Origin of the sequence: Nitrosomonas sp. Nm166, from assembly GCF_900112825.1 — a bacterium.
GTDB lineage: Bacteria > Pseudomonadota > Gammaproteobacteria > Burkholderiales > Nitrosomonadaceae > Nitrosomonas.
Map to the genome: position 1 here is coordinate 58,546 of NZ_FONE01000006.1, position 12,076 is coordinate 70,621.

The window sequence follows — 12,076 nt, forward strand, 5'->3', positions numbered from 1 at the left end:
TAGGTAAACCGGCATGTTAAAATGGCTTGAAGATACAATTTAATAATGGAATTATACCTGTGATCGTAACCTTCCCCAATAGTCCGTATAAACTACATCAAGCATTTGAACCGGCAGGTGATCAACCAGCCGCAATTGCGCAACTTGTTGAAGGTATTAATGATGGTCTTGCGTTCCAAACATTATTGGGAGTTACCGGTTCGGGTAAAACCTATACAATTGCCAATATGATCGCACGCTTGGGTCGCCCGGCAATTTTGATGGCACCGAACAAGACTCTGGCAGCACAGCTCTATGCAGAAATGCGTGAATTTTTTCCTGAGAATGCGATTGAGTACTTTGTCTCTTATTATGATTATTATCAACCAGAAGCCTATGTGCCGGCGCGTGATTTGTTTATCGAGAAAGATTCCAGTATTAACGAGCATATTGAGCAAATGCGCTTATCCGCCACCAAGTCGTTGCTGGAACGCGATGACGCGATCATTGTGGCTACCGTATCGTGTATTTATGGTATCGGTGATCCGGTTGATTATCATGGCATGATTCTGCATTTGCGCAATGGTGAGAAAATTACTCAACGCGAAATCATTAAGCGCCTGACGGAAATGCAATACGATCGTAATGAGCTGGAATTCAAGCGTGGTGTATTCCGTGTTCGAGGCGATGTCGTGGATGTTTTCCCGGCAGAAAACTCGGAAGCGGCGGTGCGGGTGTCATTATTCGATGATGAAGTCGATAGCATGTCATTATTTGATCCTCTGACAGGTCGTATGCTGCAGAAATTATCGCGTTATACCATTTATCCTTCCAGTCATTATGTGACACCGCGAAGCACTACATTGCGTGCGATGGAAACCATCAAAGCTGAATTGCGTGAACGGTTGGAGTATTTTTATCAGGAGCATCGCCTGGTTGAAGCCCAGCGCCTTGAACAACGCACGCGATTTGACTTGGAAATGCTCAATGAGCTGGGCTTTTGCAAAGGCATTGAAAATTATTCGCGTCATCTTTCCGGCAAGAAACCCGGCGAGCCGCCGCCAACGCTGCTTGATTATCTGCCACGGAATGCGTTGATGATTATTGATGAAAGCCATGTTACCGTGCCACAGATCGGTGGCATGTATCGCGGTGACCGTTCGCGCAAGGAAAACTTGGTGAATTATGGCTTTCGTTTGCCATCTGCTTTGGATAATCGCCCTTTGCGATTTGAGGAATTTGAAAAAAGAATGCCGCAAACCATATTTGTATCAGCAACACCAGCTGATTATGAGAAATTGAATAGTGGCCAAGTGGTAGAGCAGGTTGTGCGACCAACAGGTTTGGTGGATCCTATGATTGAAGTACGCCCTGTCGCAACGCAGGTTGATGATTTAATGTCTGAAGTCAGTTTACGGGTGGCCAAAAATGAGCGCATACTGGTTACCACGCTGACAAAGCGCATGGCAGAGGATTTGACGGATTATTTTTCCGATCATCAAATCAAAGTGCGTTATTTGCACTCCGATATCGATACTGTTGAGCGAGTTGAAATTATACGTGATCTACGCCTGGGTCAGTTTGATGTTCTGGTGGGGATTAATTTGCTGCGTGAAGGGCTGGATATTCCGGAGGTTTCCCTGGTTGCCATATTGGATGCTGATAAGGAAGGTTTTTTGCGCTCGGAAAGATCACTGATTCAAACTATCGGCCGGGCTGCGCGCCATATCAATGGCACTGCCATTCTATACGCTGATAAGATCACTAAATCAATGCGTTCTGCAATTGATGAAACCAATCGCCGGCGTCATAAGCAGATACAACATAACCTCCGGAATCATATCACGCCACGATCTGTGCATAAACGCATCAAAGATCTGATCGACGGTGTTTACAATTATGAGTCGGCACAACAGAACCTTAAAGCCGCGCAGGTGCAGGCACATTATGATGTCATGAATGAATCCCAATTGGCTAAGGAAATTCAGCGTGTTGAAAAGAAAATGCTGAGTGCTGCAAAAAACCTGGAATTTGAGCAAGCAGCACTGTACCGGGATGAACTAAAAAGCCTTAAGAATAAATTGCTGATCGGCTTTACTGATGTTACTTAAAGTATTACTTCTTAACCTCAGTAGAAGAGACAAAAATAAGTGTGCTAAAGGTACGGTTCAATGTCTTACTGGTAAAGTTAGTCATCACCATATCTTCAACGAAACGAATATGGTCGCCTTTATTGACTTTAGTCGTAGGGGCCGCAATCCAGAATCTGTTTCCACCGTTTTCTAGCTCCATGTATGTATATCCGGTTGTGTCGATGATGTTAACAACTTTTCCCTCGTTATCAGGTAATCCTGATCTTTGTGTATTCTGTGGTTCATGGTGTAGCGCCATCACATGGGCGGAATTGAATAATAAACACCCAATTAAGGCCATCAAAGATAAAAATGAAATTTTCATGAACGCTCCAAAGATACTGTTTTGTTGAAAACCGATATGATACACCGCTCAATTATTTAGTTCCAATACCGGCATGGGGCACTGATGTTCTATCCTGGCGTACTTTCTCAAAGAAACAAATAGCAGCTGCAGCTGCAGCATTTAAGGATTCAGTTCTACCCGGCATTGGAATAGCGATGTTCTCGTCAGCCGCCTGTATCATTTCTTTAGACAGTCCTGCTCCTTCGTTACCGAATACAAATGCAGTTGGGCCGGTTAGTGAGATCTCAAAAAGATTTTTTGTAGCTTGTATGGATGTGGCAATGACAGTACCGTCAAATTGTCGTGCAAGTTTTTGCAGGTCACAGTCTTCATGAATACGTAAGAGAAAATGTGCGCCCATCGCAGCTCGTAAGGTTTTAGGTGACCAGGCATCGGCGCATTGTTTAGATAGATAAACATCTCCGACATTAGCAGCGGCTGCCGAACGCAAAATGGAGCCAAGGTTGCCAGGATCTTGAATTGCCTCCAGCAAAACACTAAACATTTCCTTTCCATGATCAGTTTCTTTCTTCAATTCAGGAACTGAAATGAGCGCAAGAATTCCCGTTGGTGTTTTTACAGGAGATATGGCACGAAATAATGCATTACTGATAATTGTTATTTTAGGTAGTGAATTGCTAAAGAGAATATTCAGAAAACGCTGATTTTCAGCATTCTCAAAATAAGACTGGCTGACGATCAAATTTTTCGGTGTGCCCACTACCGAACAGTAAATTTGAATAAGATGTATACCATCAAGCAGCGTTAAACCGGTTTTTTTTCGATAGGGTGATAATCCTTCTAATTTGATCAATTGCTTGATCAGCGGATGATCGCGCGAAGTGATAACCGGCATGGTTAAGTTCTACAGTTGTCAGCCAATTGCGCAATAATATTGTTGAGTTATTGTTTTTTATAGCGATACTCTGCTGACAGGGCGTGAGCTTGCAGTCCTTCCCCGTAAGCCAGTACAGACGCAATTTCTCCCAGTTTTGCAGCACCCTGCTGAGAAACCTGAATGAGACTGCTGCGCTTCTGAAAGTCATAGACGCCCAATGGGGAAGAAAACCGTGCTGTCCGCGATGTGGGCAAAACGTGATTGGGACCAGCACAATAGTCACCTAAAGCTTCACAGGCATGACGACCGAGGAAAATAGCGCCGGCATGGCGGATTTTATTCACCCAGTTTTCCGGCTGATCAACAGATAATTCCAGATGCTCAGGCGCAATTCGGTTGGCGATCGCACAAGCCTCCTCCAGGTCCTGCACTTGAATCAAAGCACCGCGATTTTCAAGTGCAGTGCGGATGACATCTTTGCGCGGCATTTCAGATATCAGGCGATTAATACTGTGCATCACCTGATCAAGAAACTCTGCATCGGGAGATAATAAAATCGATTGGGCTAATTCATCGTGTTCCGCCTGGGAGAATAAATCCATCGCAATCCAGTCAGGATCTGTTTTGCCATCGCAGATCACCAAAATCTCAGAGGGACCTGCAACCATATCGATGCCGACGATGCCGAATACCTGACGCTTGGCGGCGGCAACATAAGCATTCCCAGGACCCACAATTTTATCCACTTGCGGTATCGTTTCAGTGCCATACGCCAATGCACCTATGGCCTGCGCCCCGCCAATGGTAAAAACACGATCAACTTTGCTGATGGCAGCTGCTGCCAGCACCATATCATTTCTTTCTCCAGCTGGTGTGGGGACTACCATAATCAGTTCTTTTACGTCGGCTACTTTCGCCGGGATGGCATTCATCAGAACGGACGAAGGATACGAGGCTTTACCGCCAGGCACGTATAAGCCCACGCGATCAAGCGGCGTTACTTTCTGACCTAACAATGTATCGTCCGGATCAGTATACTGCCATGAATTCAATGGCTGTTTTTCATGATAGCTGCGGATTCGTTGTGCTGCTTGTTCCAGTGCATTGCGCTGAGCGGGTGATAAGGCTGCCAAGGATTGCTGCAAATGATTCTGCGTGAGTTCGAGGTCTTTAGCGGATGTGGCGGAGAGCCTGTCAAAACGGTTAGTGTATTCGATCAAGGCAGTGTCTTTGCGCTTCCTGATATCTGCAAGAATCGTGGTGACTATCGAATCGACAGCATTGTCTTGTGCATTTTCAAAAGCCAATAGTTTTTCAAGATTGGAATCAAAATCAGGTGTAATTGAATTGAATCGTTTTATTTGAATCATGGTATGAAATGAATTTCCGACGGATGTGGTTGCTGGCAGGCTCACTTTTCGATAGCTGCAGAAAATGCATCCAGCACGGGTTGAATAGTCGCTCTCTTTAGCTTCAATGCGGCCTGGTTAATAATCAATCTTGCTGAGATCGGCATGATCTCCTCGACGGCTTTAAGGTGATTGGCCTTTAAGGTATTACCGCTTGACACCAGATCGACGATGGCATCAGCCAATCCCACTAAGGGGGCTAATTCCATCGATCCGTACAACTTGATGAGATCGACATGAACGCCTTTGTCAGCAAAATGTTCGCTGGCAGTCTGTACATATTTGGTGGCAATGCGTAATCGTGCGCCTTGCCGCACGGCAGAATCATAATCAAAACCTTCAGGTACAGCTACCATCATCCGGCAACAAGCGATGTTGAGGTCCAATGGTTGATAAAGACCAGCGCCCCCATGTTCATGCAATACATCTTTTCCCGCAATCCCGAGATCTGCTGCACCATATTGCACATAAGTCGGCACATCCGATGCCCGTACAATAATCAGGCGAACATTGGCGCGATTGGTGGAAAGGATCAGTTTGCGTGATGATTCTGGATCATCCAGGGCAACGATCCCTGCTACTTTTAACAGAGGCGCTGTATCTTCAAAGATTCGCCCTTTTGACAGGGCGATAGTAATTTCAGTCATAAATCAGAGAATTATTCTAGATTGGCCGCTGCGAAATCCCAATTAATCAGTTTATCCAGTATGGTGTTTACATAATCGGCGCGGCGATTCTGGTAATCCAGATAATAGGCGTGTTCCCATACATCGATGGTCAATAATGGTCGGCTATTTTTGGTCAGCGGAGAGTCGGCATTACTCGTTTTCGCGACAGCAATCTTGTCTCCATCCAGTACCAGCCATGCCCAGCCGCTGCCGAACTGTGTTACGGCCGCTTGGGCGAACTCCTTTTTGCAAGCATCCACGCTGCCAAATGAAGCTTCAATTTTCTGCTTTAATGCAGATGATGGTTCGCCACCGCCATTGGGTTTCAAGCTGTGCCAATAAAACATATGATTCCATACTTGGGCAGCATTATTGAAAATGCCGACTTTATCGGCTTGCCCGGCAGTTGCTTTGATAATTTGCTCCAGTGATTGGCCTGCCAGATCACTATTTGCCACCAGATTATTTAAGTTATCCACATAGGTTTTGTGGTGTTTGCCATAGTGAAAGCTGAGCGTATTGGCTGAGATAACAGGTTCCAGCGCATTATTCGCATAGGGCAGGGGCGCCAATATATATTGTGAACCCGATTGAGCAGTTTTAGAGAAGTTTTCAAGATTGCTATTGGACATTATTTTCCTCCTTAAAGGATTAGTTACTAATACAGATACAGATGGTAGCGTAATTCTATGCTAATAAATTGCAATAAGACTTACTAAATCAGAATAATTTAGCTGGACAAGGTTACTTGATATGGTTTGTCTCGGTGGTAAACGTGATTTTATTGTATCCCGCCAGTCGGGCAGCTTCCATAATCGTGATGACGGATTGGTGCGTGGCTTTTGCATCTGCGCTGATAATAATGAATGGATCTGCCAAATTCTGGGCTGTGGATTGTAAGGCATCACGCAAATTTTCTATACTGGACGATTTAACGGGAACCTGATTGATGGTGTAGTCACCCATGGCATTGACGGTAATATCAATGCTATTAGGCTTCTCGACATTTTTATCGACTTCTTCTGTATTTGCCTGCGGCAAATTGATTTCGAGTGCAGCAAATTTTGAGTAAGTTGTGGTAATCACCAAGAATATGAGTATTACCAATAGCACATCAATCATCGGAACCAGGTTGATTTCTGGCTCGTCACTTTGTTTTCCTCGTTGAAAATTCATGAAAATACTTACCGTTCTGGTTTAGTGATAATTTAAGTTTTAAGATTTATTACATTGAAATATAAGCTATTCAATCACTTGCTATCTCACGCAGTTAGTATAATACCAATTATATTTTTATCGAAGTGATCGAAATTAATCACACAATTATTGCATAGACTTATAAAATAGCCAGCCGTGTTTTGATGGGTTAATTGAATATAAGGAAGTACTGAGTAATTCGCCGAGCAAGTAAAGTGCAAGGCGGATGGAGCGCAGGAAGCGAGGCATATCAAAGAGATAGACGAGCTTCTGAGCACCAACCAACGCAGCAATTTGCTTGTGCAGGCAATTAATCAGCACTTCCATAAATCTCTTCGTTATTTCAAACTTATATAGTTAGCTGAAGTTAAATGATTAAACCATTAATTAGCGTCGTGATGGGTAGTAAAAGTGATTGGGATGTGATGCAGCATGCTGTTTCGATACTGGAAGAATTTCATATTGCTTATGAAACCCAAGTGGTTTCAGCACACCGGACGCCGGATCTAATGTTTCAATTTGCTGAAGAAGCCAGCGCACGCGGCATTCAATGCATCATTACGGGGGCGGGTGGCGCTGCGCATCTTCCTGGCATGATTGCTGCAAAAACCACGCTGCCGGTTCTGGGCGTTCCGGTGAATTCCAGGCACCTACAAGGGCTTGATTCATTGCTGTCCATTGTTCAGATGCCTAAAGGGGTACCTGTTGCCACTTTTGCCATTGGGGAAGCCGGCGCAGCCAATGCAGGGTTATTCGCTGTTGAACTATTGGCCGTGAATAACAGTATGTTAAGAGCGCAGCTTAGCGAATACCGGCAAAAACAGGCTGAATCTGTGATTGCCACAGAGTTGCCGAAATAATGCGCATCATGCCCGGAGCTATGCTGGGTGTCCTTGGGGGCGGCCAACTTGGGCGCATGTTCGTTCAGGCGGCGCAGCAGATGGGGTATTCGGTGACGGTATTGGATCCAGCCGATGACAGCCCAGCCGGGCGAGTCGCAGATGATTTTATTTGTGCGGATTATACGAATCATTTGGCGCTGGAAAAAATCAGCACTCAATGTGCAGCCATTACCACCGAATTTGAAAATATCCCCGCAGAATCACTACGCAAACTGGCCGAGTCTTGTATCGTTAGCCCAGATGCGCAGAGTGTTTCCATTGCACAAAACCGGGTACGGGAAAAACAGTTTCTGGTGAATAGCGGATTTTCCGTTGCATCGTTTGCCGTTATCGCCCAACCGCAGGATATCGCCACCCAGGATATCACACAATTATTGCCGGGCATCCTGAAAGTCAGTCAGTTTGGCTACGATGGCAAAGGGCAGATTAAGGTTGCCAATATCACCGAATTGCTAGCCGCGTATGAAGAATTGAACCATGCGGTTTGTGTGCTGGAAAAATTCATACCGCTCAAAAGTGAGATATCCGTGGTGGTAGCGCGTGGCATCGACGGAGAAATTAAGACTTTTCCGGTGTCCGAGAATCAACATATCAACGGCATTCTCGATATCAGCATTGTACCGGCCAGAATTTCATCGCAATTAGCACAGCAAGCCCAAGACATAGCTTGCCAGGTTACCAAGAAACTGAATTATCAGGGAGTGGTGTGCGTCGAATTTTTCGTGCTGCAAGATGATACGCTGTTGATTAATGAGATAGCGCCGCGCCCACATAACAGCGGGCATTATTCCCTTAATGCCTGTATCACATCACAATTTGAACAGCAAGTGCGCACCCTGTGCGGTTTGCCGCTGGGAGCAACCACGCAGCACAGCGCTGCCGTGATGGTGAATCTGCTGGGCGATTTATGGCATAACGGGGAACCCGACTGGAATCAGGTTTTGCAGCATCGTTCAGCAAAATTGCACTTATACGGCAAAACCGAAGCGCGTCCAGGGCGCAAAATGGGGCACTACACCGTATTGAGCACGGATATTGCTACGGCATTGCATGATGCCATGCAAATCAAGAAAAGACTTGAACACCATACAACCTGAAATCCATGACCCAATCATCCGCTTTATTTGAAACCAGCATCAAAAGCCTGCCATTTTTGCATCGCGGCAAGGTCAGGGACATCTACGCTGTCGGCAACGACAAGCTGCTGATCGTGCAAACCGACCGCCTGTCGGCGTTTGACGTAATTCTACCGACTCCGGTGCCCGGCAAGGGAAAAATCCTGACTGCACTATCGCAATTCTGGTTCCAAAAACTCGCGCATATCCTGCCCAATCACTTGACCGGCATCGCGCCGGAATCGGTCGTTGCCGAACACGAGCGTGAACAGGTGGAAGGACGTGCATTCGTCATCCGGCGCCTGAAACCGTTGCCGATTGAAGCCATTGTGCGCGGTTATGTCGTCGGATCAGGTTGGAAGGATTATCAACAAACCGGTGCGATTTGCGGGATTCAATTACCGGCTGGGCTGAAGCTGGCCGAAAAAATATCTGGCGGTGCAATTTTTACACCCTCAACCAAAGCAGCAGCAGGTGCACATGATGAAAACATCTCGTTGGTGGAAGTGGAAAACCAATTAGGAAAAGCACTGACCGAAAAAGTCAGTAAAAAAGCCATCCAGTTGTACACCGAAGCAGCAGACTACGCTCTGCAGCGCGGCATCATCATTGCCGATACCAAATTTGAATTTGGTCTGGATAATGCCGGCGAGCTGTATCTGATCGACGAAGTGCTGACCCCGGATTCATCACGATTCTGGCCCGCCGATCAATACCAGCCCGGTCAAAATCCGCCCAGCTTCGATAAGCAATTTGTGCGCGACTGGCTGGAAAAACAGGATTGGAACAAAAAAGCCCCGGCACCGGAACTGCCGGAAGAAATATTGCAGCAGACGATGGAAAAGTATCAGGAGGCTTTACGGTTGTTGATTTCTTAATTCAGGAGGAAGTTTCTTAATGACTATTATAGATTCAGCGCAGTCTTCATCCAGTTTTAGTTTTCCAGCAGATTCAGAAATTCGTCGAATTCTTTCGGAGCGGATTGAAAGTCATAAGCAAGGTGTTGGCATTGTTGTCGGAATTGTTGGAGTAGAAGGTCGTCATATCGTCGCGCACGGCCATTTCAGTACAGACGATCGCCGTTTCGTGGATTCCGATACGATTTTTGAAATCGGTTCTGTCACCAAGATTTTCACGGCGCTGCTGCTTGCCGATATGATTCAGCGTGACGAAGTCAAACTTACCGATCCAGTTGCGCAATATCTCCCCGAGAAAGTCGTTGTGCCGCAACGTGATGGAAAGGTGATTACATTGGTGGATCTGGCGACGCATACGTCAGGTTTACCTCGGATGTCCGATAATTTTGCACCGGCAAATCCCGACAATCCGTATGCTGACTATTCCGTCGAACAGCTTTATCAATTTCTTTCGGGTCATCAATTGACGCGCGATATCGGGGCGCAATGGGAATACTCTAATCTCGGTTATGGGCTCTTAGGCCATGTGCTTGCGCGGCGAGCCGGTACTGATTACGAAACCTTGGTTCGCGAACGCATCTGCGCACCGCTTGGTATGGAGAGTACGGTTATTACCCTTTCTTCTGAGATGAATGCAAGACTTGCAACTGGGCATAACGCGGCATTGGAAGCATTTCCAAACTGGGATTTGCCGACTCTTGCCGGTGCAGGTGCTTTACGTTCCACAGCAAACGATTTGCTGACTTTTCTAGAGACGGCGCTTGGCATCAGGGAAACGCCACTTGCGTCTGCCTTTACCGCGATGCATGTCTCACGACGGTCTACTGGAATAAGCGATAATGAAATAGGGATCGGTTGGGGCATTATGAAAAGTGGTGGCAATGAACTGATCTGGCACAATGGTGGCACGGGTGGATATTGTTCCTTTATTGGCTTCCTGCCAAAGATGAATGTAGGCGTTGTTGCGCTTTCAAATGCGTCCACCGACGTTGGTGTTGACGACATTGCGCAGCACCTGTTCAATCCCGAAATGCCCCTTGCTTTCCCAAGCATTTCAATACAGTGAGGGGAAGCACGCTGGTTGGGATAACGAGAGGAATCCCAACATTGCACCACCGCATTAATTGTTACGGTTTACCGATTAGAATAAACTCATCAGCATCCTGATACCCAACCCATACAGCAGCACAACAAAAGTCGTTCTTAGAATGGCAGTTTTGGTGGAATGCGTGAGTTTCGCGCCGAGCGGGGCTGTCAGCATGCTGGCTGCTACCAGCCAAATCAGCGCCGGTAAATAGACATAACCCAAGCTGTAGTCAGGGAGTGTCTCTGATTGCAGATAGCCATTAGCGACATAACCAGCGGTGCCCGTCAGTGCAATGGGAAATCCAATGGCTGCGGCGGTGCCGATGGCATGTTGCAGTTTAACATTGCACAGCGTCAGAAACGGCACTGACAACAATCCGCCACCGATGGCAACCAGGCTGGATAATGCGCCGATAACGTTACCGGCGAGAAACATGCCGATTTTTCCGGGAAGCTGGAAAATGGGATTGGGACGAAATTGCAGCAGCATTTGTGTGGCGGCGTAAAAGATGAAAATGACAAAAATGACGCTTAGGAGTTGTCCTGTCATTGAGTTTACCAAAGCGGCTCCACCGAAAGTACCAAGAAAAATGCCCGGCGTTATATTTTTCACAATCTGCCAATCTACCGCGCCGTGCTGATGGTGTGTGCGCAAGCTGGCAATTGATGTGAAAATGATGGTGGCCATGGTGGTGCCGAGCGCCATGTGGATAATGCGGTCGGCGGGAAAGTTCTGGGCTGTGAAAAGGGTGATCAGCACGGGTACGATAATGAGTCCGCCGCCGATGCCGAGTAAACCGGCGAAGAAGCCTACAAAAGCTCCAGTCAGCAGGTAAATCAGCCACCATTCCATGATTCAGGCTTGATGAAAGGGATCAGGTTGCATTACAGAATGTTCAAAATGAATTGCCATTCTGCCGGGTCAATCGGTGTGATCGACAAGCGATTACCCGTTTGCAGCACCCGCATTCTGTGCAGTTCTGGATATTGTCTTAATTCTTTAATGGGAACTAAACGAGTTCTTTTCATCAGGGTGATTTCAACATTAAACCAGCGTGGGTTGCTTTGTGTCGCTTTGAGATCAAAATACTTACTGTCTGGCTTGAATTGCGTGGCATCCGGATAAGCTGGTTTGCTGATGGTTGCAATTCCTACTATGCCAGGATCTTTACAGCAAGAATGATAGAAAAAAGTCTGATCGCCAATACTCATCTGGTTGCGCATAAAATTGCGAGACTGATAATTACGTACACCTTCCCATGCCACGGTTTGATTAGGTAGTGCGGCAAAATCATCGATGCTGAATTCAGAAGGCTCTGATTTCATTAACCAATAACGCATTTTCCTAATAGATTATAATGTAATAATTCAATTCCAAGTTGCTAATTTCATTTAAGTTCTTCAATGAATTTTGTGATAAAAAATATGCTTTTTCTAGTCGCCTTCTGTAATATGCCAAATTCTTAATTTGCTCATTCTAACTAATT

14 protein-coding genes are annotated in these 12,076 nt (G+C 46.1%); 5 read left to right on the plus strand and 9 right to left on the minus strand.

Annotated elements, in window-relative coordinates; genetic code table 11:
- The first annotated feature begins 59 nt into the window (after positions 1 to 59).
- Entirely contained in the window at positions 60 to 2,090 is a 2,031-nt protein-coding gene (gene uvrB / locus BM021_RS03075) for an excinuclease ABC subunit UvrB (protein WP_090718762.1), read from the plus strand.
- A 4-nt stretch (positions 2,091 to 2,094) separates the two neighbouring features.
- Here the strand turns inward: uvrB and BM021_RS03080 are convergent, their stop codons facing one another.
- The 7 genes from BM021_RS03080 to BM021_RS03110 all read right to left on the minus strand — a co-directional run bounded on the left by BM021_RS03080 (position 2,095) and on the right by BM021_RS03110 (position 6,896).
- Entirely contained in the window at positions 2,095 to 2,436 is a 342-nt protein-coding gene (locus tag BM021_RS03080; protein ID WP_090718763.1) for a hypothetical protein, read from the minus strand.
- Between the two features lie 52 nt (positions 2,437 to 2,488).
- Entirely contained in the window at positions 2,489 to 3,313 is an 825-nt protein-coding gene (locus BM021_RS03085) for a TrmH family RNA methyltransferase (RefSeq protein ID WP_090718765.1), read from the minus strand.
- A gap of 47 nt (positions 3,314 to 3,360) precedes the next feature.
- The gene (gene hisD / locus BM021_RS03090; protein WP_371116055.1) at positions 3,361 to 4,665 is read right to left on the minus strand and encodes a histidinol dehydrogenase; all 1,305 of its coding nucleotides are present in this window, start codon (positions 4,663 to 4,665) and stop codon (positions 3,361 to 3,363) included.
- 41 nt (positions 4,666 to 4,706) lie between these two features.
- Positions 4,707 to 5,351, minus strand: coding sequence for an ATP phosphoribosyltransferase (gene hisG, locus BM021_RS03095; RefSeq protein WP_090718767.1), 645 nt, complete (start codon positions 5,349 to 5,351; stop codon positions 4,707 to 4,709).
- An 11-nt stretch (positions 5,352 to 5,362) separates the two neighbouring features.
- A complete protein-coding gene (locus tag BM021_RS03100) occupies positions 5,363 to 6,004 on the minus strand; it encodes a superoxide dismutase (RefSeq protein WP_090718769.1) in 642 nt (213 codons plus the stop codon).
- 112 nt (positions 6,005 to 6,116) lie between these two features.
- On the minus strand, positions 6,117 to 6,548 hold the full coding sequence (locus BM021_RS03105) for an ExbD/TolR family protein (protein WP_090718771.1): 432 nt from the start codon (positions 6,546 to 6,548) through the stop codon (positions 6,117 to 6,119).
- 147 nt (positions 6,549 to 6,695) lie between these two features.
- Positions 6,696 to 6,896, minus strand: a complete 201-nt coding sequence (locus tag BM021_RS03110; protein WP_090718773.1) for a hypothetical protein — start codon at positions 6,894 to 6,896, stop codon at positions 6,696 to 6,698.
- Between the two features lie 44 nt (positions 6,897 to 6,940).
- On the opposite strand from BM021_RS03110, the gene purE reads away from it, so the two are divergent.
- The 4 genes from purE to BM021_RS03130 are packed head-to-tail and all read left to right on the plus strand — an operon-like array spanning position 6,941 to position 10,569.
- Entirely contained in the window at positions 6,941 to 7,429 is a 489-nt protein-coding gene (gene purE, locus BM021_RS03115; RefSeq protein ID WP_090718775.1) for a 5-(carboxyamino)imidazole ribonucleotide mutase, read from the plus strand.
- The gene (locus BM021_RS03120; RefSeq protein WP_090718777.1) at positions 7,429 to 8,568 is read left to right on the plus strand and encodes a 5-(carboxyamino)imidazole ribonucleotide synthase; all 1,140 of its coding nucleotides are present in this window, start codon (positions 7,429 to 7,431) and stop codon (positions 8,566 to 8,568) included. Before purE ends, BM021_RS03120 begins: the two co-directional genes overlap by 1 nt.
- A 5-nt stretch (positions 8,569 to 8,573) precedes the next feature.
- Positions 8,574 to 9,464 carry a phosphoribosylaminoimidazolesuccinocarboxamide synthase gene (locus tag BM021_RS03125; protein ID WP_090718779.1) on the plus strand — a complete coding sequence of 297 codons (891 nt, stop codon included), beginning with the start codon at positions 8,574 to 8,576 and terminating at the stop codon, positions 9,462 to 9,464.
- Between the two features lie 19 nt (positions 9,465 to 9,483).
- Complete coding sequence (locus BM021_RS03130) at positions 9,484 to 10,569, plus strand: serine hydrolase domain-containing protein (RefSeq protein WP_090718781.1); 1,086 nt, start codon at positions 9,484 to 9,486, stop codon at positions 10,567 to 10,569.
- A gap of 75 nt (positions 10,570 to 10,644) precedes the next feature.
- Here the strand turns inward: BM021_RS03130 and BM021_RS03135 are convergent, their stop codons facing one another.
- Entirely contained in the window at positions 10,645 to 11,442 is a 798-nt protein-coding gene (locus BM021_RS03135; RefSeq protein ID WP_090718783.1) for a sulfite exporter TauE/SafE family protein, read from the minus strand.
- Between the two features lie 32 nt (positions 11,443 to 11,474).
- A complete protein-coding gene (locus BM021_RS03140; protein ID WP_090718785.1) occupies positions 11,475 to 11,930 on the minus strand; it encodes an EVE domain-containing protein in 456 nt (151 codons plus the stop codon).
- Positions 11,931 to 12,076 lie beyond the last annotated feature (146 nt).